The 22,738-nt window shown below is 55.7% G+C and carries 24 protein-coding genes, 4 tRNA genes and 1 pseudogene; 9 read left to right on the plus strand and 20 right to left on the minus strand.

Translation table 11 applies throughout. The features are described from left to right. Window positions 1–314: 314 nt before the first annotated feature. The 7 genes from H2515_RS09165 to H2515_RS09195 all read right to left on the minus strand — a co-directional run bounded on the left by H2515_RS09165 (window position 315) and on the right by H2515_RS09195 (window position 5,308). Window positions 315–764: a single-stranded DNA-binding protein gene (locus H2515_RS09165; protein WP_198659923.1), complete on the minus strand. Its 450-nt coding sequence runs from the start codon at window positions 762–764 to the stop codon at window positions 315–317. A 61-nt stretch (window positions 765–825) separates the two neighbouring features. Next, window positions 826–1,716, minus strand: a complete 891-nt coding sequence (locus H2515_RS09170) for a DNA adenine methylase (RefSeq protein WP_198659924.1) — start codon at window positions 1,714–1,716, stop codon at window positions 826–828. Then, window positions 1,713–2,912 carry a hypothetical protein gene (locus H2515_RS09175; RefSeq protein WP_198659925.1) on the minus strand — a complete coding sequence of 400 codons (1,200 nt, stop codon included), beginning with the start codon at window positions 2,910–2,912 and terminating at the stop codon, window positions 1,713–1,715. Before H2515_RS09175 ends, H2515_RS09170 begins: the two co-directional genes overlap by 4 nt. After that, a complete protein-coding gene (locus H2515_RS09180; RefSeq protein ID WP_198659926.1) occupies window positions 2,909–3,769 on the minus strand; it encodes an ATP-binding protein in 861 nt (286 codons plus the stop codon). The genes H2515_RS09175 and H2515_RS09180 overlap by 4 nt, the downstream gene beginning before the upstream one ends. A 10-nt stretch (window positions 3,770–3,779) precedes the next feature. Further along, on the minus strand, window positions 3,780–4,682 hold the full coding sequence (locus tag H2515_RS09185) for a YdaU family protein (protein WP_232821316.1): 903 nt from the start codon (window positions 4,680–4,682) through the stop codon (window positions 3,780–3,782). A 131-nt stretch (window positions 4,683–4,813) separates the two neighbouring features. Further along, a complete protein-coding gene (locus H2515_RS09190) occupies window positions 4,814–4,969 on the minus strand; it encodes a hypothetical protein (protein ID WP_198659928.1) in 156 nt (51 codons plus the stop codon). A gap of 114 nt (window positions 4,970–5,083) precedes the next feature. After that, window positions 5,084–5,308, minus strand: coding sequence for a transcriptional regulator (locus tag H2515_RS09195; protein WP_198659929.1), 225 nt, complete (start codon window positions 5,306–5,308; stop codon window positions 5,084–5,086). An 80-nt stretch (window positions 5,309–5,388) separates the two neighbouring features. Here H2515_RS09195 and H2515_RS16535 point away from each other — a divergent pair. The 4 genes and pseudogenes from H2515_RS16535 to H2515_RS09215 all read left to right on the plus strand — a co-directional run. Continuing rightward, a pseudogene (locus tag H2515_RS16535) lies at window positions 5,389–5,616 on the plus strand (helix-turn-helix domain-containing protein); the annotation flags it as partial. Window positions 5,617–5,637: 21 nt separating this feature from the next. Further along, window positions 5,638–6,162 carry a S24 family peptidase gene (locus tag H2515_RS09200; protein WP_232821317.1) on the plus strand — a complete coding sequence of 175 codons (525 nt, stop codon included), beginning with the start codon at window positions 5,638–5,640 and terminating at the stop codon, window positions 6,160–6,162. 743 nt (window positions 6,163–6,905) lie between these two features. After that, a complete protein-coding gene (locus H2515_RS09210) occupies window positions 6,906–7,160 on the plus strand; it encodes a hypothetical protein (protein WP_198659932.1) in 255 nt (84 codons plus the stop codon). Window positions 7,161–7,304: 144 nt separating this feature from the next. Further along, window positions 7,305–8,300 carry a tyrosine-type recombinase/integrase gene (locus H2515_RS09215; protein WP_198659933.1) on the plus strand — a complete coding sequence of 332 codons (996 nt, stop codon included), beginning with the start codon at window positions 7,305–7,307 and terminating at the stop codon, window positions 8,298–8,300. Window positions 8,301–8,319: 19 nt separating this feature from the next. Here H2515_RS09215 and H2515_RS09220 read toward each other — a convergent pair. Next, window positions 8,320–8,394: transfer RNA gene (locus H2515_RS09220), tRNA-Val, on the minus strand. A 162-nt stretch (window positions 8,395–8,556) separates the two neighbouring features. On the opposite strand from H2515_RS09220, the gene H2515_RS09225 reads away from it, so the two are divergent. Continuing rightward, window positions 8,557–9,210 carry a YidH family protein gene (locus H2515_RS09225; protein WP_035192503.1) on the plus strand — a complete coding sequence of 218 codons (654 nt, stop codon included), beginning with the start codon at window positions 8,557–8,559 and terminating at the stop codon, window positions 9,208–9,210. 12 nt (window positions 9,211–9,222) lie between these two features. Here H2515_RS09225 and H2515_RS09230 read toward each other — a convergent pair whose 3' ends face one another. The 7 genes from H2515_RS09230 to H2515_RS09260 all read right to left on the minus strand — a co-directional run bounded on the left by H2515_RS09230 (window position 9,223) and on the right by H2515_RS09260 (window position 14,991). Beyond that, window positions 9,223–9,795: a DUF1643 domain-containing protein gene (locus H2515_RS09230; RefSeq protein WP_014028785.1), complete on the minus strand. Its 573-nt coding sequence runs from the start codon at window positions 9,793–9,795 to the stop codon at window positions 9,223–9,225. A 116-nt stretch (window positions 9,796–9,911) separates the two neighbouring features. Then, window positions 9,912–9,988 (minus strand) — tRNA-Arg (locus H2515_RS09235). A 68-nt stretch (window positions 9,989–10,056) separates the two neighbouring features. Beyond that, the gene (locus tag H2515_RS09240; protein ID WP_198659934.1) at window positions 10,057–10,791 is read right to left on the minus strand and encodes a PspA/IM30 family protein; all 735 of its coding nucleotides are present in this window, start codon (window positions 10,789–10,791) and stop codon (window positions 10,057–10,059) included. A 39-nt stretch (window positions 10,792–10,830) separates the two neighbouring features. Continuing rightward, complete coding sequence (locus tag H2515_RS09245) at window positions 10,831–11,655, minus strand: heavy metal-binding domain-containing protein (protein ID WP_014028783.1); 825 nt, start codon at window positions 11,653–11,655, stop codon at window positions 10,831–10,833. Beyond that, window positions 11,652–12,629: a heavy metal-binding domain-containing protein gene (locus H2515_RS09250; protein ID WP_014028782.1), complete on the minus strand. Its 978-nt coding sequence runs from the start codon at window positions 12,627–12,629 to the stop codon at window positions 11,652–11,654. The genes H2515_RS09245 and H2515_RS09250 overlap by 4 nt, the downstream gene beginning before the upstream one ends. Window positions 12,630–12,644: 15 nt before the next feature. Further along, complete coding sequence (locus tag H2515_RS09255; protein WP_065413435.1) at window positions 12,645–13,025, minus strand: hypothetical protein; 381 nt, start codon at window positions 13,023–13,025, stop codon at window positions 12,645–12,647. A gap of 124 nt (window positions 13,026–13,149) precedes the next feature. After that, window positions 13,150–14,991 (minus strand): ABC transporter ATP-binding protein, encoded by a 1,842-nt coding sequence (locus H2515_RS09260; RefSeq protein WP_065413434.1) that lies wholly within the window; start codon window positions 14,989–14,991, stop codon window positions 13,150–13,152. A 396-nt stretch (window positions 14,992–15,387) separates the two neighbouring features. Here H2515_RS09260 and H2515_RS09265 point away from each other — a divergent pair, with 396 nt between their 5' ends. After that, complete coding sequence (locus tag H2515_RS09265; protein ID WP_241162429.1) at window positions 15,388–16,575, plus strand: pyridoxal phosphate-dependent aminotransferase; 1,188 nt, start codon at window positions 15,388–15,390, stop codon at window positions 16,573–16,575. A 45-nt stretch (window positions 16,576–16,620) separates the two neighbouring features. Here H2515_RS09265 and purT read toward each other — a convergent pair whose 3' ends face one another. After that, on the minus strand, window positions 16,621–17,805 hold the full coding sequence (purT, locus tag H2515_RS09270) for a formate-dependent phosphoribosylglycinamide formyltransferase (RefSeq protein WP_035192552.1): 1,185 nt from the start codon (window positions 17,803–17,805) through the stop codon (window positions 16,621–16,623). A 125-nt stretch (window positions 17,806–17,930) separates the two neighbouring features. Here purT and gnd point away from each other — a divergent pair, with 125 nt between their 5' ends. The 3 genes from gnd (at window position 17,931) to H2515_RS09285 (ending at window position 20,878) form a co-directional block, all read left to right on the plus strand. Continuing rightward, a complete protein-coding gene (gene gnd, locus H2515_RS09275; RefSeq protein ID WP_198659935.1) occupies window positions 17,931–18,851 on the plus strand; it encodes a phosphogluconate dehydrogenase (NAD(+)-dependent, decarboxylating) in 921 nt (306 codons plus the stop codon). Further along, window positions 18,852–20,315: a glucose-6-phosphate dehydrogenase gene (zwf, locus tag H2515_RS09280; RefSeq protein ID WP_065413433.1), complete on the plus strand. Its 1,464-nt coding sequence runs from the start codon at window positions 18,852–18,854 to the stop codon at window positions 20,313–20,315. It begins immediately after the preceding gene. Between the two features lie 269 nt (window positions 20,316–20,584). Further along, on the plus strand, window positions 20,585–20,878 hold the full coding sequence (locus tag H2515_RS09285) for an ArsR/SmtB family transcription factor (protein ID WP_064218825.1): 294 nt from the start codon (window positions 20,585–20,587) through the stop codon (window positions 20,876–20,878). On the opposite strand, the gene dusA is transcribed toward H2515_RS09285, so the two are convergent. The 4 genes from dusA to pgsA all read right to left on the minus strand — a co-directional run bounded on the left by dusA (window position 20,780) and on the right by pgsA (window position 22,736). Continuing rightward, the gene (gene dusA / locus H2515_RS09290; protein ID WP_232821318.1) at window positions 20,780–21,859 is read right to left on the minus strand and encodes a tRNA dihydrouridine(20/20a) synthase DusA; all 1,080 of its coding nucleotides are present in this window, start codon (window positions 21,857–21,859) and stop codon (window positions 20,780–20,782) included. The two genes, H2515_RS09285 and dusA, sit on opposite strands and share 99 nt — an antisense overlap. Window positions 21,860–21,937: 78 nt before the next feature. Then, window positions 21,938–22,011: transfer RNA gene (locus H2515_RS09295), tRNA-Cys, on the minus strand. Window positions 22,012–22,051: 40 nt separating this feature from the next. After that, window positions 22,052–22,126: transfer RNA gene (locus H2515_RS09300), tRNA-Gly, on the minus strand. Window positions 22,127–22,148: 22 nt separating this feature from the next. Next, window positions 22,149–22,736 (minus strand): CDP-diacylglycerol--glycerol-3-phosphate 3-phosphatidyltransferase, encoded by a 588-nt coding sequence (gene pgsA / locus H2515_RS09305; RefSeq protein ID WP_035191197.1) that lies wholly within the window; start codon window positions 22,734–22,736, stop codon window positions 22,149–22,151. Window positions 22,737–22,738 lie beyond the last annotated feature (2 nt).

The following is a 22,738-nucleotide window of genomic DNA, read 5'->3' on the forward strand; positions in this document are numbered from 1 at the left end:
CGTCCTCAAACCATGGGGGCGGGATGGGCCCGAAGCTAAAACCGACGGGCTGCTAGCAGCCCGTCGGTTTTTCGATTTTGCAAAAACGCAACACATTGATTAATAATCATATTTTCCAATTTTAAGAAAATAGCCGGTGCAATAGAATCAGTGGGTTACGCGAACAATCCGACAGTCTGCTAGAAACGAACCCTGCGCAGCAACTTGTATGGCTGACATCCAAGTTCCGCTGTGCTGATAAAACCTTGGACAACTGGGGCAGAGAATCCGCGACCAACGAAATCCAAGGGATGGACGCAAGAGGAACTCGTCGGTCACGCGGGAATTTCATCATCGCCAAAATCATCCATTGGGGCGGGGTTTCCACCTTCCCCGCCAGTCGACCCCTGGGATTTCCCAGCGTGGTCTTCGCTGGCACCACCATCCGCGTCACCGCGACGGCCCAGCAACTGGAGGCGATCACCGATAATATTGGTGACGTAGCGATCGACGCCCTCCTTGTCGGTATACTTTTCGGTCTGTATCCGGCCCTCAATGTAGACCTGACTCCCTTTGCGAAGATACTCACCGGCAATCTCTGCCTGACGGCCAAACAGCGTTACACGGTGCCACTCCTTGCGTTCCTGTGTATTACCCTCCTTATCCTTATAGCGTTCTGACGTGGCAACACTGAAGCTCGCGATGGCCTTGCCAGCAGGCATATAACGCATCTCGGAGTGCTGGCCCACATTGCCCAACAAAATTACTTTATTTACACCAGCCATGGCTTTCTCCTTGAGAAATGACGATCCATTCTTTTCAGGTTTGGTATAGATCGGGAGTGGGTCAGACTGCACACAGCTCCAGAAGGGAGCACTGACGCGGAACGCACCGCTCGTACCAATCCGTCAGACGTGGATTCATCCAGATCCTTTCTGTCCGTGCTCGATCAATATCTTCTCCAACCTTCCCTGACCGGTTCGCGTGACAGGAATGGGCAAAATCCACATAGGACCATCCTTGCCCAGATTCTAAATGATCAGAATATAAATCACTGGGATAGCCAGAGATCGCGATATAGCCATCACATACTGAGAGTACCCGAAGCAGAGTTTCATGATCCTGGTCACTCATCTCATCGGCATATTGCCCGTCTCTGCGGGTAGCCTGGAGATAAGGCGGGTCACAGTAGATGACGGCGGACGGGGTATCGAATCTCCGGACAACCGCAATGGCATCATCGTTCTCAATCAGTGCGTACCGCAGCCGATCCCGAACCAATCGCAATTCCGAATCAATGGCTGCGGCCATGGACCGTGCTTTATTGTCAAAAACCTTGGCAAAGGCCCACGCTGGATTTTTGCGGGTGGACTCGGCGGCGAATGCGGATCTGGCAATGTAGAAAAACCGTGCGGCGCGTTCGAGGTCTGGCAGGCTTGCCGGGTCCGGAATGGCCCGCCACTCATAAAACAGTTGGCGCGAGTAGGGGGTATTCTGCAAGTACCGGATCAGTTCGTCTGTACGGTCACGGAGTACACGAAAGAAAGTCACGATATCGCCGTTTGCATCATTGATGACCTCAATGCCGGAGGGACGACGGGCAAAGAATACCGCTCCGCCACCAAAGAAGGGCTCGACATAAGTCAGGTCCCGCGCTGGCTCTGGAAGTCGGGCAAGAATCTCATCGGCGAGTTTTCCCTTGCCGCCCAGCCATGGGAATGGCGGATGTACTCTCATACGGAGGCCACCTGCAATGCAGCCATCACCTCATGTTCATCATTCTCCCCACGAAGGTATGCCTTGCATATGTCGAAAAGGGAGACCACCTCACATCCGTCAGTGCTGCCGACGCGCAGGACCTGTTTGCGAATATCGGTCAACCTCCGGTTGCCCAGCAGTTCACGCAACGATGCCACTTCAGGGCTGGCGTCGTCGGGTTTCTTAAGCACTTGCAGCAGGCCGAGAATGGCGCGGTATTCCCTTGCCTCGGCCAGATAAGGGATGAGCTGCTTTGCAGGCATTTGCTGCTTGCCCACCTGAATCAGAAGGTCCTGGAACTCCCGCTGGTCGTCGGGCATCTCATAGCTGTCGTCCTCCTCCTCCAGGTCAATACTTCCGACCGCAATGGACACCTGGTCCTCCAGCGAAAGTCGCTCGCTACTGCCTCGTGCCTCATGGTCTCCCCTTTCTTCCAGCGCATATTCCAGACGAACCTCTGTTCGCGCTCCATGAAGCGTGGCTTCCATTCTTTCCAACTCCCGCAATTTCTTCTGCCGCTTTTCTCCGGTGAGATTCTTGAGCTCCGATCGCCGCTGCCGGATGGCTCTTTCCAGCGATGCTTTTGAGAACGTCGGTTCGTGTGGCAACACAGATTCCGCATCAAGCCGTTTTCGATAAATAAAATCTTCCATGGCATCACGGGAGGCAAACCGGGTATGCACGTCAACGAATGTCGCAATATTGGGGTGCGGCACCGTCGCCAGGTCGTGCTTCTCCGTAAAGTGTTGCAATGCCTTGGTGGCCGCCGTGACGGCAAGATCGTGATGATCGTCGCGATGATCTGGTATAGACCATTCAGCCGTCCTGATTTTGGATTCGATGATCGCGGCTCCGCGCCGAATGGCTTCACAGACGATCTGGTTCATCACGTGATTTTGGCGAGGGGTCAACTGGATGCTTTGCGACCAGCGCATCAGGCGGATGGCGACTTGCGTGCTGCAATCGTATCCCTTTGGATAAAAATTCGTGACAAGCAGGTCTTCCAGGAACTGCTTTGGCTCTGAAAAGAATGGGCCGAGGTCAATCAGGTAGGATGTCATGTTCCCGGTCGCGCTTCGGGCGCTGCCAGACCGGACAGGATGAGGATTCAGTATCGGGTGGCTTTCTGAGAGACGAGTTATCAGCAGGCGCTGCTGCTCATGATTTCTGTTCATAGTTCACCCCGCAGGCAGGCTGCCGTATCGGATTTGTACTCCCTCCCCCGACGATGGCTCTGCCAGTCAAAGAGCAGCAGCCCGCCATTCTGGCACAGCCGGTCGAAGGCGGCCGGACCCAGGTATTTCTCCACACCGCCAATACTCTCGTTGGACAGGATGAGGGTCGGCTTCAGGTCGCGGTATCGGTGATCAATTACCTCGAAGAGATGCACCCGCTCTCCATCGCTGCCGAAGGTTTTCCCGACCTCGTCGATGATGAGCAGGCCCACTTCCGCAAACCCGCGGATGACCTCCAGCTCCGTGCTGTTGCCAATTCCCCGCTGCCAGGTCTGGCGAATTCTGGCGATGATGTCGTAGGCGGTGACCTGGAGCACGCTGTGCCCTTTGGCCAGCACCACGTGGGCGATGGCAGACGCCAGGTGGTTCTTGCCCGTGCCAGGATTCCCGCAGAGGATGAGACAGGATCCCTTACGGGCGTACTCCTCGAAATGATCCGCGTAGTCCCAGCAGACATCGAGAGCCGTCTGCTGACCCGGGACATCGACCACGTAGTTATCGAAGCCGCAGTCAATGTAACGCTTTGGGATAGCCGCGCTCTCCATGAGCCGACGGGATGCCTGCTCCGCCGCGCATACCGGACAGACTGGCGACATGTAGCGGATGGCATCCCGCTCATCCACGATGGAGATCGGATAGCGGCCGTGGCGCGCGCACTCGCGGTACTGAGGATGCCGGTCGGGCAGGATCGCCACGTTATTGGGATCGAATCCCCATCGGGCAAGGAGATCCCTGGCGGCATCGCCCGCGTGGACTAATGGCTGATGGTTGCTCTCGGACTTCTTCGGTGTTGCCATGGCGGCTCTCCTACAGGGCAATGAAATGAGATTTGGTAACGACTACGGGCGGCAGGAGAGAGCGGTTGGGCGGACCATCTGTTTGCTTGTTCTTTGCTCCTTTCACTGAAGATCTCCCAGGATCTTTCAGCATCGCGGCGATGTAGCCGACATGAATGCCGCTGCCTTTTTTCTCCAGGGCGATCTCCGCCGCAGCCAGGATGTGCTCGTCGGAATGACGGGCGCACATCTCATGCACAACAACCATGTGGGGGGCTGCACGGACACCAAGTGCCCGTAGTTTCTTGCACAACGTGCCTTCGCGGGTTGAAGGACAAGGATCCTGATCATCAGGAGATGGAGATTCAGGCGTTACGCATAACGGCGTTACGGGCGTTACGCGTGACGTTACCGTAACGTTATCTTCGTCTTTCTCTTTATCTTCTTCTTTAATAGGTAACGTTACGGGCGTTATGCGTAGCACCGTTACGGGTGGCGTTACGGTCGTTGTTGTAGTTTCATCTGTGGGTAGTGGTCCATCGCCTTGGGGGGCTGGAGCTTGAAAGTTTTCCTTGGCGCGTTTGGCACGCTGGTTGTCTCTGAATCTTTGCTGCCGAGCTTTATTGGCGGCTTTTGCTGACACTTGGGCATTCTGGGGTACGAGAGAAGAAGTACGGACTTGAACCGAAGACAGAATGTCGAGAACGGTACCGGCTACAGCATGATGGTAGAGTTTACCGTCTGAGCACAGCTCCCATCCGTAGAGTGCCATTTCGCGGATGCGTTGCCAGGGCTTTCGGAAATCGTCATATCCTCCAGCCAGCTTCGCCAGGATGGCTTCGTCATTGGGCAGGCTTCCTGCCGGCACCTGGTGAATGCTTTTGGTCCACAACATGAAGGCAGCCTTGAATTCCTCGGGGCTGGCCAGTTGCATGAAGTCTGAGTTTAGAAGGCTTACGATGTCTAACTTAAACCACCGGACACTTCGGAGATCGGCATCGTCTGGGATGGGTGGGGCTATATTGGATGGTTCTGTTATGAAGGGCTTATGTGGTTTACACATGCTTACCTCCAACCGTCGCTGGCCAGATGGATGAAGTCGCCGGAATGAAGTCGGCTCAAGTTCTGCTTCATACGGCAATAGGAACGCAGATCAATGTCTGCTGGTATGGGTAGGGGAGAAAACTCTGGACAATCCAGCTTTTGTGCATCAATCGGCATGGTCTTCTCCAGCCTTCCCAGCCGTGCGAATAGGTACCAGAGGTGATCGCGCGGCTTAAGGTACAATCTGTATGCCCCCAGTTTCTGGCATAAGGGTCGTGATAGGTGGTACGTTCATGCGACCCCCCTGTCCTGTTCGTTGTTCAGGGGGCCAAATATATCCGGGCGGAGTTCGGAGCGGCTGACGGCACCGTTGGTGGTTTGATCGATCTGGACGGCTCGTTCTGCTGTGATGCGAGTCTCGCCAGACAGCCACTGCGAAACGAGCGCCGGTGTGACCCCAAGCTTTTCAGCAAGGAGGCGCTGACTATGGTTTTTGGTATACGTTCTGAGATCCATGCCTGACACTTTAGCGCCGCTTTATGTTTGTTGCAAGCGCCGCTCATCGCATGGGGGGATAGATTGAGGCACGCTAAAGTATGACTACAAATCGCAGGCGCAAAGGGAAGCAAGACCGCCAACCATGGCAGATTGAGGATGTGTGCCGCCTCAACACGCTGTGGGAGGAAAGAGCCAGCCATCTAACGAAAAGAGATCTCGCGGACAGGTTGAATATATCGCCTGGTGCAGTCTCCCAATTCTTTAACGGCGAAACCGCGCTCACATGGTCGGCTGTACTCGCGCTGTGCGAATTGCTTAAGGTTAGCCCGGAGGAGGTTAGCCCAACCTTGGCGGCCAAAAACATGCTTCCCGCCATCCCTGGCGCCATCCCTGTCCGCGCTTATCATCCAGAGGATCCAGTGCCAGCGGGCTTCGTCCAGATTCCTGCTATCGAAATGCAGGTAGGCGCGGGCCATCGCATCGCCATAACAGAAAACCCTGAGGTAAAGTTTCGTTTCTACGGGCTTGAGAGCCTACAAAAACACCACTTGCGAACATCGGATCTTGTGGCCTTTCGAGTGGGTGGAAGCAGCATGGAACCTTATATTTTCGATGGAGACTGGGTGGTTATCGATAGATCTCGCGTAGTGCCTCCTTCCGTGGCCAAGCTGCTAAACTGCCGCTGCAACACCTTCGTCTTCCGCTACGAGGACGGGATTATGGTCAAGATGCTCCAGAGACTCCCTGACGGCGGCTTTAACGTGGTAAGTCTGAACACCAACGAGCACAAAGAGTTCACCATCCCTGCGGGGTCCGTAGATCATCTGGAGATTTTTGGCAAGGTAGTTGATCGATCAGGGTGGGCACTGTGACCGTTCGGCACTGTCGACCAAGGTCAAGAAGGCGTAAAGTACCAAAGTCGAGTTTCTCTGTGCTTGCTTAGGCGAGCCTCCATGTTCTTCTTGGCGTCGATGTCGTATCGGCAAACGTATTCAACCACCTGCAATTCACCACTATGAATTCAGTCTGAGTAGAGATTTGCTATCATAAGCCAACAGCAGGAAGCTAAGAAAAAAATTGATCCATGAACTTTAGCGCCGCTATTGTGTTTTGTTTTTAGCGGCGCTAAAGTTTCTCCATCGAAGCCGCCCATCCGGCGCGGCATCATGGAGACCAACAGCCATGCAAAGAACCATGCTTAATGGTGAACCAATCAGGCAGGGGTTATGTCCCAATGCAGACGAGGTTGTCCCGCAGCACCTAATCCCTCTCAGATTCTCTCAGAATCACATGATGGTAACCGTCTCGTATATTGACGGTTCTGTGCTGACCTTCCTCTTCGATCGCTCCACAACCATTGTGGACCTGATAATCATAGTCTCCCGCGCCGGCACAGTGCAGAAGGTGGTGCTCTGATGGAGCGCACCCTCCTGTTCATAGCCACAAGGAAGGACCCGAAGCAACGGAGCCGTTCTGAGTTGCTGCTTTGCCGGATACTCTTGTGTGCGCCGAGAGGGTCATTTCTGTTTCGGGAGCCGGGCCGCGTCGGGATAGCTGCGCGTGGTGATACCCCCTCTTGGCGGCGCGCTGTTCAACTCTGGGATGAGGTTCCGTCATGATCGCGGCAGCAAAGAAGGATGCCTCGCGCCTTGGCACACTCATCCGGCTCAATGGCACCAGGCTGCCCATAACCGGGCTTCAGCCCAATGGGGAAATTTCCGTGAGGAGCGTTTACGTGGGTCTTGAGACGACCATCGGTGCCACCATCGCCTACGGGTACTCCCTGGAAGATGCTATACCAGCGCTGATCGACGCATGGGATAACGCTACGGCGTGGACTAGACGGTGGATGTTCGATGCACCTAACTAGACAGCAGCTTTGCGCCAAACTACAGACTAGTGAGTCCACGATTCGCCGGATGGAGCATGACGGAATGCCATTTATCCCGGTAGGCAAGCGTGGTAAAAGGTACAATTTGGCAGAAGTGCTTGAGTGGTCAAAAAGGAATAGGCAGTGTCCATCTGGATCGACAACAAAGATCGTCGAAATGTCCAAGTTCAAGTTGACGGCAGACGCCTACATCGCATCCTGCCAGCCGGGTCGTCTGCGCGTGACGCCAAGCAAGTCGAAGCCAGACTTCGAGCCGAACTGACATCGGCAAGGCCCCAGCCGGAGCGTGCCGGCGATCCACCGCTTGCCGCTGTCATGCCCTTGTACCTCAAGCATCTGGAGCACCTGCGTAGCCCGGAGACCGCCCGATTCCATGCTGCCCGCATCACCCCCTGGCTCGCCCAATACACCGCCTCAGAGGCCCCAAAATGCGCCGCGATGATTATCCGCGACATGGTCGGAGTCTATGCGCCCGCGACGATCAACCGCAGTCTGGGCGCGCTCAAGAAGGCCCTCACGCTGGCCTGGGAACAGGAACTGACCCCAGAGAACTACGGTGCCAGGATCAAGCGCCTGCCGGAACACAACGAGCGGCATATCTACCTAACGCTTGAGCAGGTCAACGAACTCGCCAGCCACGCATCCGATCCGGTCGCTGCCGCGATTTGGATTGCTCTATATACCGGCTGCCGTCGCGGCGAAATCACGAAACTCAAGGCCGAGGACGTAGGGGAAACGACGATCACCATCCGCGCTGGGAACACTAAAACGCTTAAAACGCGTACCATACCCATCATCGGACCGATGCGCCTCTGGCTGCCATTCATCCCTCTCCCCATCAACGCCGAAGGGCTTAAGTCTGGATTTCGTCGCGCCCGCGAGAAGGCCGGATTGCCGCACTTGCACTTTCACGATCTTCGGCACTCTTGCGCATCAATCCTGCTAGCATCAGGAGCAGACCTGTACACCATCAGCCGTATCCTAGGTCACTCATCCACCAAGATGACAGAGCGTTACGCGCACCTGCAAACCGACGCGCAATCCATCGCCTTGGAGCGTGCTTTTTCGGAAAATGCACTCAAAAATGGACTCAACAAAAAACCGGCCCTGGGCCACTGATATAACTACTTGATTTATTTGGTGGGCGGTACAGGGTTCGAACCTGTGGCCCCTGCCGTGTGAAGGCAGTGCTCTACCACTGAGCTAACCGCCCAAAATGAGCAAGCTCATCTGGAGAGGGCACAAAATACCAATCAATGGCATCAGGGTCAAACACTTTTCGACCTTCTCACACCCGTTTTTTCACGTTAGACTGCCAACCGTTATCACTCCACATGGTGCCTCAGATGCCCTATCAGCGATGGTCACCCTACCCATGATGTTCCTGAGACACCTGCCAACGGTTCAAGAACCCCGGCTCTACATGGCCCTGGAGCGCACCTATCTGGGCTATTTCAAACTCCTCTTTGTTGCTATCGGCACCGGCCTGATTTCCGCGCGTCTGGCGGTGCTGTTTAAGGCACTGCATTACGCGACGTTGGCACATTTCTTTACCGAACTTTTCAACTGGCTGACCTGGCCCGCCATCGCCCTGGTTTTTGTGGTAGGATTTCGTTTTATGTCGGACTTGGAACACATCGAAAAAGGACTTCCTGTGGCTGCAAAAGAAATCATTGATCCGCGCATTTACATGGCCGCCGAACGCACCTTCCTGGCTTGGGTGCGAACAGGTATCGGCCTGATTGCCTTTGGTTTTGTCATTGAGAAGTTCGACTTCTTTCTGGAGCAGCTCTCCACCATGCTGCACACCAAGCTCATCATGGGAGAAGGATTCTCCGGGATGGGTATCATCTTTATTCTCCTCGGCATCACCAATCTGGTGATCGGAGGCATCAACTTCATTCGCACGGTCAAAAAAGTGGACGAGGGTTCTTATCATGTCCACAAATTTCTCTACGGTCTCTATGGTGTCATTCTGCTGAGCATCACGCTTGTTCTGGCAGTCATGATCATCCGGGTGTCGCCCTGATACCGGTTGTCGCTAAGGCATCTGTACGGGCGTCAGACGGTCGTCATAAGCCCAGTAGCACGCATGAAATGGATATTTTTCTGATCCCTTTCTCACATTTCTCCAGATAGCCGACTTACTTTCGTCCAATATACCGAGGCAGTGTTCTACGCGCCGGTCGTAGGGGACAGGCGGAATACCCGCATGACCACCCCAGGCAATAATGACGGCCGGGCTTGCGCTAAGGGTTTCGCGAATGGTGGCGTCATTTTCCGGACCAATGACATAGGCCTCTCCCTGTTGTCTCAACGTGCCGCCTACTTCCTTGCTGTCAGTGCCACGTAAGGCATAAAGATTCAGAATATGGAGCCCACCCGCTTGCGGGAAATGGCGCCAGACATACTCTGAGGCAGTGCGTACGGTCTTGTCAGCGGCCATCTCGCTTGCACTGGAAGGGTTTTTCAGGAAAATCGCAAGCATGTCCCCCCTGCGACCAGAAAATGGGAGGGTGAGCCGGTATCGCCAAGTTCTGCAGGGCGAGAACAAGGCAGTGATCTGAGTAGTATCTACGGCGGAGGCATGCTGAACAGTCCTACCAATGCGCAACGGTTAACTCCTTCGCAGACTGGTCAGATTGGAGCAGCGGTAGTCGAGGTCATAAACATGAGGGTCAAGAAAAAATTGAAGGGCAGAGAGGAATACCTCAATGCCCTTACTTTACATGGTGCGCTCGGACGGAGTCGAACCGCCGACCTACTGGTTCGTAGCCAGTTGCTCTATCCAGCTGAGCTACGAGCGCGTGGAGGGCGTAATATACCTACAGACGGGGGGTCGGTCAATCCTCTGCCCACAGCACTACCGGAGCCCTCAACTACCGGTGATGCCGCCCTCCGATGTGCCCTTATTCTTCGCCATTTCCGCCTTGAGCCTGGCGAGATCATCATCCACACCGCTCGTCGCACGCACCTTGTCCAGCTCTTTCTCGGTCTGACTGCGGTTATCCAGGGGATCATTCAGCGCACCAGACTCCATCAGACCATCCATCGCCACTGCCTTGGCCGCCATGTGCTGAGTACGATCCTGAGCGCGGCGCATGGCCTCACCAGCGCCATCCATACCCTTGCCAATGCCCGTGAGCGACTGACTGACTTTGACTTCCGCCTGCGCTGCCGTCAGTTCACTCTTGGTGATCTCCTTTTGCGTTCGGAACTGCTCGATATGGTCCTGCAGCTTACTCTCGTAATCAATCAGCTTCTGCGCCTGGGCCGCCACCGTATCATGCGCTTCCTTGAGGGAAGCGATCTTCTGCAATTCAGACTGCTTCTGGGCTAATTCAGCGCGCGCCAGGTCTTCCCGGTTGGCACCTAGTGCCATTCGCGCATCGGCATCCGCTTTGTCGGCGGCCTTCTGCGCCTGCGCCATCTGGTTTTCCAAAGAGACGCGCTCGGTCACCACATCAGCGAGATGTCTTTTGGTATCCTGCAAATTCGTAATCATTTTTTCATAGGACAAGTCCAGGCTTTCCCCGGGGTCTTCCGCGTTATCGAGAAAATGATTCACCTTGCCTTCCAGTATCTCTGCGGCATGCTTGAATATCGACATCAGATCACTCCTTGCGACGGCGTCGCGCTCTTCACTGCATCAGTCATTAACCGGGATCACCAGCTGCGGGCTCAAGGCATCAACCAGCGCATCCGCGTTGTCCATGGCTTTCACTGCGGTGCCTATCGCGAAAAATTCAATGATATGCGGCTTCCAGTTGTGGCTACCTTCATGCAGTTGCACGCCGGTAATTCCATCCGCCTGGGCCTCCTGTGCCTCATGCTGCATACGCTCCATGGCCAGTTCACGCGCGTCATACATGGCCTGCGTAAATTGCTCCATTTCTGTATTGCGCCCTATATTACCCATGGATTGCAAAAGACCCTGGTGGGCCACATGATATACACAGGAGCCCATTACCATTTCCATCGGCCGATAACCCGCCTGCAGCAACATCCAGAAATCCTGCCCACTGAGATCACTGGTAAAAGGTTTACCCCCTACTCCCTTGAATCCAGAGGCGCCGCTGCGATGCGCGATAGCCGTACCGATCGCCATGAATTCGAGAATATCCTGATCCCATTCCATGCGTTTGACTTCCAGGCGCACACCGACAATACCGTCCGCCTGTAGCAAGGTAGCCTCCTGTTCCATGCGGCTCATCGCCAGTTCGCGAGCCTGGTACATGGCTTGGGACAGTACATCCATCTCCATATTCTGATTCCAGTTACCATACTGAATACCCATATGGTAAATGCAGGATCCTACCACCAGTCCTAAAGGCTCAAAATTGGCCTTACGGACCATAACAAATTCATTGACGGAGAGATCAGAGGTAAATATGCCTTCGTGACTGCCCTGCGAACGCAACCCTTGCAGACGTTCGACGGCATGGGGAGCCAGTTGTTCAGTGGTATCGGTCATATAAGATCCTTTCGTGTCGTGGCGGCACTTTTCAATGGATGGTCAAAGAGTGAAATCATCGGGATCAATTCGTGCTGAGGGGCGTTTTTCGGCAAATAACTGATGGCCGTGCCAATACTGATATGACGGCACAGGAAGCGTTCCGGATTATCCTGATCGGCGGCAACCCGAAACATCTGGGTAGTGCTGGTATGCGCCAACACTGCGGCCGCCATACGTCGCCCGTCTTCGCGTAAATCGTACAGGGCGCGACGGCGGACATTTTCCTGGAATGTAGACAGATCGGTGATTTCCATATTCCAGTAGCGTGCCGCAAAGGGGGAGGACTGCGCGGCCTGCTCAGCCAAGGTGCCCATCCACGGGCTGTACCAATCAAAATTGGCACCGATAGCAATGCCCACAGGCACCACTCCATCTTCCAGCAACCGTACAAACTCCAGTGCCGAAACAGTAGCCACAACCGGCTCCGCAGACGGCGGCAAGCCGCGAATGCGAATAGCGGTGCCGGTAACGCCATAATCCATATCTTCGTGCTCACCGTGATGCACTTTCATCCGCACATCGACAACGGCATTCGCACCCAGGGCGAGTGCCTCCAGGCGCATCCGTTCCACTGCCGTATGCCAGCCATCATAGTGCCCTTGCGTCCAGGAATAACCAAAATGGTACCAGCAGTTACCGGTCACCATACCAATGGGTTGTACGCCGTGACTGCGCTGCAACAGCAGCTCAGACGCCCGCGCCGTACTGATCCAGGGCAATTGCCCCTGACTGGTCTGAAACATTCGGCTTTGTACAAAAGAAGGGAGGCGGTGTTGGCGCAGCGCCAGCTCCCATTCAGAGTAACGCTGCATTTCTTCGGGGGTTTGTGAGCGGATACCTTTGCTGGCATTCTGACCAATATTTTCTGCGGCACGCTGGGCATCATGTGCAACTTCCTCGATGCCGTGTTTGATCTTGTCCCAAATGGACATAAACCCTCCTTCAAATTACCCCATAAGAAAGTCGTGCAAGGTATTGCTGGCGCCCTGCATTTCGCCGGAGAGATCAGCCAGATCAGCGACCAAGCTTTCCAGCCAGACCGATAACGATAAATCTTCATGTTTGAGCACTATGCCGCGCACGGTTTTCGCGCGCACCGTGCTGATATGAACGCCCTCTTTTTTGAGGATATAGTCGTTATTATTAGTGTGGATAATAATGGACTCGATGTGGCTGGTTTTCGCAAAAAAACCATCCTTCTTGCGCTCCACTTCCACAAAACCCGGCACATCACCCTCAAGGCGCGCCGCTAACCCTTCCACAAAGGCCTTCATGTCTGTTTGTGCCCGTCTGATCCAGGCGGTATTTTGCTCAAAATCCGTACTCATACAGGGCCTCCCTGCCTAGATTGCCACTCATATTCCGGATATGTGCTAACTCACTCATGCTTATGAAAGACCCCTTGCACCTGAAATGAGACTCTGCGTCCCAACTTTAGTTCGCTAAGCCCGATCATGCACGAATTTTTTGGAGTTCCGGCCCATCTCCCACTTTCTCATGCAAACGCTGCAATTGCGCAAACTGACGATACAGCGGACAGACATCCAGAAGTTCCCGGTGATTACCCACGGCAATCAGCCTGCCCTTATCCAGCATCGCAATACGTGACGCATGAATAACCGTCGCCAACCGGTGCGCCGCAACAAGGGTGGTGCGTTGTGCGGTGAGATTACCCAGCGCCTGCTGAATAATGCGTTCGTTTTCTGCATCCAGGGCACTGGTCGCTTCATCCAGGATCAGTACGCGCGGATTACGCAAAATGGCGCGGGCAATGGCGATGCGCTGGCATTGCCCGCCCGACAAAGTAACGCCCTTCTCCCCCACATGGGTCTGCAGCCGCATTTTCAGGCGCTCTGAAAATTCATCCACCTGCGCCGCATGCACCGCCTCCTGAAGATCCGCCTCGCTCGCATCCGGACGGGCCATCATGATATTTTCCGCAATGCTCATAGAGAATATCACCGGGTGCTGAGGCACCACCGCCAGTTGTCGACGCAACGAGCGAAGCGGCAAGGTGTTGATATCCACACCATCCAGCAAAATGCAGCCATGACTCGGCTGATAATGGCGCAGTAGCAGGGAAAATACCGTACTTTTACCCGCACCAGAGGCACCCACAAAAGCCACCGTTTCTCCTGCGGCGATGTCGAGCGAGATATGTGCAATCGCACTGGAATCGCTGCGTGACGGGTAGCTGAAAGATACATTGTCCAGACACAGACTGGCGGGTCTTACCCGCTGCGCCAGTAGTCCGCTGTTCACAAGTATTGACGCTGAATCCTGTACCAGGGGGACAGGAGCACTTGCCTCCGGCGTCTCATCCAGCAGTGCCAACAGGCGCTCCGTCGCTCCGGCCAAGCGTGCCATACTACCCCACAGCTCGCCGAGGGCGGCCAGGGAAGTCGCTGCCATCAACGCATAGAGCAGAAAAGCCGCCAGCACCCCGATCCCCACTTCGTGGTGCAACACGGCCAAACCACCCCAATAGAGCATCACACTGAGCGCCAGGAATACCAGCCCACCGGTCAAAAAGGTGGACCACAATTGCACCATCACCCGAGACCAGATTTGCCCCAGTAAAAACTGGATATCGCGCCGATAATGTGCTTCCGTCTGCGGCTCCAGGGTCAGTGCCTGAATCACCCGGATACCATTAACCGACTCTTCCGTATGTGCGCTCAAATCAGCCAGGCAATCCTGCTCTTTACGGCTATAGCGACGTTGCAGGCGGCCGGATTTCAGGTTGATGAACACCAACAAAGGTAAGGCAACCATACCGGGTATGATCAGTTGTGGCATGGTGGCGGCCATGAGTGCCAGCGCCCCGATCAGGGTAATACCGCTTTGCAGACTGCGCCCCAACACCCCCGTCAACCCAAAGCGCAGGATGGTCACATCGCTGCTGAGCCGGGAGATGACCTCCCCGGTGCGAAAAGCCTCATAAAAAACCGCCGGCAAATGCAAGGCATGGCTAAATACTGCAGTACGAAAGTCCGCCACCACCCCTTGTCCGATCCAAGTGGCCAGAGCATCGCGCAAGGCGCGCATGGCGACGGTGAACAGCCCCAGTCCCAGCAGGGCGAGGCTGATCCATATCAGCGCGGAGTAACTATGAAACCCCTTATCGAGCATCCAGCGCGCACCTTGCGGCAGTACCAGCGAACTCGCAGCGCTGAGCAACAGGGCCAGCACATACAGCAGCAGTAATGCACGGCGTGTCTGCAAAAATGGCTTCAGCTTCCACAACACCCAGACATTCTTGTTGACCGGACGTTGCCAAGGGTTTTGCGCCACAACTCACCTTCAATGCACCCAGAATGCCACAGCATACCCCATTCACCCGCCTGGCGCTCAGCTTGTGCCACCCAAGACAGTACGCGCAGCACCCGATCCGCCCACCTTGAATTCAGTAACTTGCCCGTTTGCGTCTATTCGACCAGCGGATTCCATGCTTGCTGGCCATGGAAGTCCTCCATTTCGCCAGTTCTCCCCGATAACTACCGAAGAGAATTCGCCGCAATCACTACCGCCGCAGAGCCAAATAGAAATGCCCAAAAACGTCAACCCTTCACATCCCACATCCCGTCAAATACCGACCTTGCGTAAAACAGTTGATTTTAGTCGAAGGATGCTTATCATTTGCGCTCTTGCGCGCATTTCCCGCGCCCGATAAGATTGCCCCTGGAGTTGATGATCGTGGATATCCGCCTTTCTCGCCGCGTGAATGCGGTGCGCCCCTCCCCCACGCTTGCGGTCACTGCCCGTGCCCAGCAACTGCGCCGCGCAGGGAAGGACATTGTCAGTCTGGGTGCTGGCGAACCCGACTTCGACACCCCGGAGTACATCAAGGAAGCAGCCATCGCCGCCATCCACCGGGGCTTCACCAAATACACCGCCGTCGGCGGTACACCGGAGCTGAAGGCCGCCATCATCGGCAAATTCGCCCACGACAACCATTTGTCATACCATCCCGACGAAATTCTCGTTTCCGTCGGCGGCAAGCAAAGCTTCTTCAATCTTTGTCAGGCCCTTCTGGATGCCGGCGACGAAGTTATCATTCCCGTGCCCTACTGGGTGTCTTATCCGGACATCGTGCTGCTGGCTGAAGCACGGCCCGTCATCATCGATACCGACGCCAGCCAGCGTTTCAAAATCAGCCCGGAGCAACTGGAAGAGGCGATCACCCCCAGCACCCGCCTGCTGGTCATCAACAGCCCCTCCAACCCCTCCGGCGTGGCCTACAGCCGCCCAGAACTGGAAGCCCTGGGTGAAGTACTCCGCCGTCATCCGCATGTCCTCATCGCCAGCGATGACATGTACGAGAAAATCCGTTTCTACGAGGAAGACTTCGTCAACATCGCCAATGCTTGCCCGGATCTGACTCCGCGCTGCATCATCATGAATGGCGTGTCCAAAGCCTATGCCATGACCGGATGGCGCATCGGCTACTGTGCTGGCCCCAAGGCGCTGATCACCGCGATGAATACGGTACAGTCCCAGAGCACCTCCAATCCCACCTCCATCGCTCAGGTGGCCGCTCAGGCGGCGCTGGAAGGTGGCGACAGTGCGATCCACGAAATGGTGCATGCCTTCAAGCGGCGCCACCAATATGTCTACGACCGTCTGCAAGCGCTGCCCGGCGTCGCAGCCATGCCCTCCGATGGTACCTTTTACAGCTTTCCGGGATTTCGCGAAGTCATGGCGGCGAAAGGCCTGCGTGATGATCTTGCCCTCGCTGAAGCCTTGCTGGAGGCCGGAGTGGCAGTGGTACCGGGCTCAGCCTTCGGCACGCCTGGCCACATCCGCCTGTCCTTCGCGACCAGCGATAAGAACCTGGAGATGGCCCTGGACCGCATCAGCGCTTTTATCAACGCCTAGACCACCCCCAGAACCGGGATCGCGTTACCGCGGGATTAACCCCGCTCAGGAAGCGGGGCGGATTTTGATCGCCTCAGCAACCCGGCGGGCGCGCCTCCTGGCTTCCTCCACGTCATCGGCGCATGCAATACCTACCCCGAGGCGCCTGAGCTTGCTGACCGTCGGCTTGCCGAAAAACCGCAGATCGCTTTCCGGCACCGCCAGCGCCTCCTCCAGCCCCGAATACACCGGCCCCCAACCGAGATCCTTCCCGCGAATCACCGCAGACGCCGCCGGACGCCGGAAGCCCGGATCGACCGGCAAACCCAAAATGGCGCGCAGGTGCAGGTCGAACTCACTCTGACGCTGACTGGCCAGGGTCACCAGACCCGTATCATGAGGGCGCGGCGAGAGCTCACTGAAGATGACCTCTTCACCACGCACAAAAAACTCCACTCCGTACAGTCCCCATCCGCCCAGATTGCTCGTCACCAATTGCGCCATCTTTTCCGCCTGCTGCAAAGCGGCCTCGCTCATCGGCTGCGGCTGCCAGGATTCCACATAATCGCCGGCTTCCTGACGATGCCCGATAGGCGCACAGAAAGTCGTCCCAAAGGCAGAGCGCACGGTCAGCAGGGTGATCTCGAAGTCGAAGTCCACAAAGCCCTCGACGATAATCCGCTGACCGCCGACGCGTCCCGCCGTCTGTGCCTCCTGCCAAGCCAGCGCCAGTTCCGCCGCACCGCGCACTACGGACTGCCCCTTACCACTGGAGGACATGACTGGCTTGATCACACAGGGAAAGCCCAGCATTGCTGCCGCCGCTTCCAACTCTGCCAGTGTCCCGGCGAAACGATAAGGCGATGTCGGCAAGCCCAATTCTTCTGCAGCGAGGCGGCGGATGCCCTCGCGATCCATGGTCAACTGCACTGCGCGTGCCGAGGGCACCACGGTAGCCAACCCCAGCGCCTCAATTTCCGCCAGTGCGGAAGTCGCAATAGCCTCAATTTCCGGCACCACAAAGTGTGGACGCTCGCGTTTGACAAGGGCCAGAATGGCCTCTGGATCGGTCATATCCAGCACATGGGAACGGTGGGCAACTTGCATGGCCGGGGCATCGGCGTAACGATCCACCGCAACAGTCTCCACCCCCAAACGTTGTGCAGCAATAAGGACTTCCTTACCCAGCTCGCCCGCACCGAGCATGAGTAGACGGGTAGCGGAAGCAGAAAGCGGTGTACCAAGTATCATTGGGTTTCCCTTGTAAAAACAAAATATTCGCGCAAATCGCCGTAGATTAAAGATGCCTCCCCACTTTATGCGCCTATACTTAAAGATAACATCTTCGATCAGGCGTGTACGCAAGGGAGCAATTAATGAGTAACAAAAGCATCGGGATAGTCGGTTTAGGTCGGATGGGTGCCAATATGGCGCGGCGTCTGCACCGCAAGGATCTGGAAGTCACCGTTTACAATCGCCATACCGAAAAAGCCACTGATCTGGCTAAAGAAACAGGCATGCATGCTGCCAAAAGTCTGGAAGCGCTCGTTCAGGCATTGCCCAGCCCCCGGGTCATCTGGCTTATGCTTCCCGCCGGAGAGGCTACCCAGAGTCATATCGACTCCATTCTTCCATTGTTGAGCAGAGGCGACATATTGATCAACGGTGCCAATGCCTTTTATGAGGATTCCGTCGCCCAATCCCAAAAAGTGGAGGCGGCGGGGGTACACTACATAGACGCTGGCGTTTCTGGCGGTGTCTGGGGTCTGCAAGAGGGATATGCCCTGATGGTCGGTGGTAGCCAGGATGCCATAACTCAGGTAATGCCTTTTCTGGAGGCACTGGCGCCGGGCGCCGACAGGGGCTGGCTGCACTGCGGGCCGGTTGGTAGCGGTCACTTTGTCAAAATGGTTCATAATGGTATTGAGTACGGCATGATGCAGGCCCTCGCCGAAGGATTCGCCATCCTGCAGGGCAAAAGCGAATTCGGGCTGGACCTCGCCAAGGTGGCCGAAATGTGGCGCTACGGCAGCGTCGTCCGCTCCTGGCTCCTCGACCTTACCGCCGACACCCTCGCCAAAGATCAGGTGCTCGCCGATATCGCGCCCGTAGTGGCGGATTCCGGCGAAGGCTTGTGGACCGCGCAGACAGCCCTCGCCCTGAACATTCCCGCGCCGGTCATCACCCTCGCTCTGCAGATGCGCTGGGCCTCCCAGGGGCGCGACGACTACGCCGCCAAACTCCTGGCGATGATGCGCAACCAGTTTGGCGGCCATGCCGTGCAAAAGGAGGACTGAATGAGCAACTGTAATTGTCAGTTCGTTATTTTTGGGGCGACCGGCGATCTCGCCTGCAAAAAACTCCTCCCCGCACTGTATCACCTGCATTGTGCAAGCAGAATGCCTGACGAGTTGCGTATTCTCGCCTTTGGCCGCCGCCCCTGGGATGACAAAGCCTGGCAAGAGTTTCTTCAGGAGCAGATGGAAACCTATGCCAGTAATTATCACGCCGACCACTTTGCCGATTTTTGCAAACATTTTGAATATGTACGCGGTGAAATCCATGAGCCGGAATCTTACGCCAAACTCAGCAGTCTGCTGACTCCGGAGGGGGCCGAAAAACCGGCGGACACCATTTTTTATCTCGCCATTCGCCCCGCCGATTTTATTCCCGTGGTACAACGTCTTTCCGAGGCCGGATTTAACCAGGATGGCGACTACCGTATCGTGATTGAAAAACCCTTCGGTGATGATCTGGAAAGCGCCGTGCAACTCAATGAGCAACTGCATCGCCACTTCCGCGAAGATCAGATTTATCGTATCGATCACTATCTTGGCAAAGAAATTGTCCAGAATCTGCTGGTTTTTCGCTTTGCCAACTTACCCATCGAGGCGGTCTGGAACCGCAATTACATCGACCACGTCCAGATAACCGTGGCCGAAGATATCGGCATTGAAAACCGGGCCGGCTATTATGATCAAGCCGGTGCCCTGCGCGATATGCTGCAAAATCACCTGATGCAGGTTCTTACGCTGATTGCCATGGAACCACCGCCGTCGCTGGAGGCGGACAGCCTGCGCGACGAAAAAGTCAAAGTCCTGCGTTCCATCCGCCCTATTCCTAAATCGGCCGTCACCGCCTATGCCATGCGCGCGCAATATGGGCCTGGCGTTGTCCACAACAAACATGTCCCCGGCTATCAGGACGAAGCGGGGGTTGAACCCAACTCGGTAACGGAAACCTTTGTCGCCGCCAAGTTTTACATCGATAACTGGCGCTGGCGCGGCGTGCCATTTTACCTGCGTACTGGCAAGCGCCTCACCGCCAAATCCTCCAGCGTCGCGATCCGCTTTCGCCATACGCCACAGCAACTTTTTCGCGAAACCAGCATTGAGCGCATTGAACCCAACTGGATACTACTTTCCCTCGAGCCCGAAAGCCTTAAAATCGAAATCCAGATCAAGGAACCTGGTCTGGAAATGCGCGTCCGCCCCGTGCAACTCAACGCATCCTATCGCAAAGAAGGGGAGCAGGAGCTGGATGCTTATGAGGCCCTGCTGCTGGATGTGATGCAAGGCGACAAAGCCCTGTTCATTCGCTTTGACGAGGTCGAATGGGCTTGGCGTGTCGTCGACCCCATCATCAAGTCCTGGGGACGGGAAACTGACTACATCCTCACCTACCCTGCTGGCTCCTGGGGCCCAGACGAGGCCACCCGGATCATGGATAAAGAAGATCAGTACTGGCGCAATCAACTCTAAGTCGAACCGGCTGGCGGAGGCCACCCGTGCTCCGCCATCTCCCCGCCTGTCGTCTGTTGCAAACAGAAAAATATATATAAAAATCAACAACCCTAAGACGGCCCTCGGAAAAGCGTAGCCAGCAGTCTACAGCCAGGTCCGGCACGGGGGCCATACTTTTCCGGATATTTTTCACTTTACATAACAATTTCAAGCTACTAAAACGATATGGCATGATCCATGCTTGCAGTTAAAAGCGAAGGTCAAAACCTGATATAAGGAGCTTAACGATGCAAAATCCCATTATTCCCGAACGCGAAATTCAGCAGCTTTCCGAGGTGATCAAAGCCATGTCTCACCCTTTGCGGTACAAGATTATCTGCCTGCTGGGACGCGGCGAAATGAGCATGCAAAACCTCGTAAAAGCCATCAATACCAGCCACAGTAATGCATCACAGCATCTTGCTCTACTGCAGGACAGCGGCCTAGTACTGGTGCGACGGGTAGCCAGTCGTGTGTACTTTCGCATCCGGGATCAGCGCACTCTGCGTTTGCTGGCCATGAGCCACCACGTCTTCGCCTGACTTCCAATCGAACAGCGACATGCCGCGCCGCAGGAACTCAGCGGCGCTCTCACCGGTTTCAGCGGTACCCAGAAAGCGACGCCATGCTCCCGCGCCATTTTGCCCAAAGCGCAGCCCATGCAAATGGCGACTCAAACGCGGTGCAGGCAACGCCTCTCCCCATTGTTCCGCATATTCTATCAACCCCGACAAGATTACTGCGGGCACTGGCAGGGTCTCCCTACGCCCCATGGCACGTTCAATTTCCGCCAACAGTAGGGGATGATGATAGGCAGAACGCCCGATCATGACCCCATCCACTGCGGAAAACTGCGCCGTCACCACCGTCAAATCGTTAAAGCCTCCATTGATCTCGATGGTCAGGTGTGGCAGCTCTTTTTTCAACTGATGCACCCAATCCCAGCGCAAGGGCGGCACGTCACGGTTTTCAGCCGGACTGAGACCTTTCAGCCAGGCATTACGTGCATGAATAATGAAGTGTCGGCATCCCACCATCGCGACGGTTTCGATGAAAGCACGCAGCGTCGCATAGTCCTCTTCCCGATCCAGACCGAGACGGTGTTTCACGCTAATCGGCAAGCCACTTTCTCCCATTGCGGCCACCAATTCGGCGACCAGCTCAGGCGTCGTCATCAGACATGCCCCAAAACGACCCTTTTGCACCCGCGGCGATGGACAACCCACATTCAAATTGATCCCGTCATAGCCATAGGCATGCGCCATTGCCGCGGCCGCACGCATCGCCGCAGGATCATCCCCACCTAACTGCAAAATCAGGGGGTGTTCTGCCGCAGAGAATTCGAGAAATCGCTCGGGATTGCGCCCCAGAAGAAGCGCACTGGTGGTGACCATTTCGGTATAAAGCACACAGGAAGGGCATACCAAACGCAGAAAATACCGACAATGGCGGTCTGTCCAGTCGAGCATGGGGGCGACGGACAGAATTTTATCCATCGCGGCATGCTTATTTAACTCTGTCACACACTACCCTCGACCTGGAAAACAGGAAGCAATCAAACTTTGCAGGGTGCTCACTGCGCCAAACATTTCAACGTTATTTGGAGGCTGGGCCCGGAATCGAACCGAGGTACGCGGCTTTGCAGGCCGCTGCATGACCACTCTGCCACCCAGCCTTAAAAGAAAAGGGAAAGACTGAATGCTTTCCCCAGATTGTGGAGCGGGAAACGAGGCTCGAACTCGCGACCCCAACCTTGGCAAGGTTGTGCTCTACCACTGAGCTATTCCCGCATGGGCGCAAAGACTACCGGGATCACCCATCCTTGTCAAGACGGACGCCGCTGGCCATCAGGCTGGGCCAGGCGGCACGCAAGTAGCCTACCATACTCCAGAGTGTCATCGCCGCCGCTACGACCAGGAGGACGATGCCCAGGTTGCGTCCCGACAGGCCAAACAGAGGGCGTTCGTAGACCAGGAGCAGGATCGAAATCATCTGCGTAGCCGCCTTCGCCTTGCCCAGCCAGGAGACTGCCACCTTCTTGCGTTCCCCCAGCTCTGCCATCCATTCACGCAGCGCCGACACGGTGATTTCCCGGCCAATAATCACGCTAATCAGAATACCCGCCAGTATCTTTGGTATCTCTCCGGAAGACGCAATAAGCACCAGTGCAGTGATCACCATGATCTTATCGGCAACCGGGTCCAGGAAGGTACCAAAGGGGGACACTCCATGATAGCGCCGGGCCAGATAACCATCGGCCCAATCCGTAATTGCCGCCACCGCAAAAACGGCGGTGGCGGCAAAAGTGCGCACATCGCTCCCCCAGTAAAAGAGCGCCACAAAAATAGGCACCAGCAAGATGCGCAGAACCGTCAGGAAATTGGGCAGCCGTTTTATCACAA

The organism is Acidithiobacillus ferrivorans (assembly GCF_016250455.1).
GTDB classification, from domain to species: Bacteria; Pseudomonadota; Gammaproteobacteria; order Acidithiobacillales; family Acidithiobacillaceae; genus Acidithiobacillus; species Acidithiobacillus ferrivorans.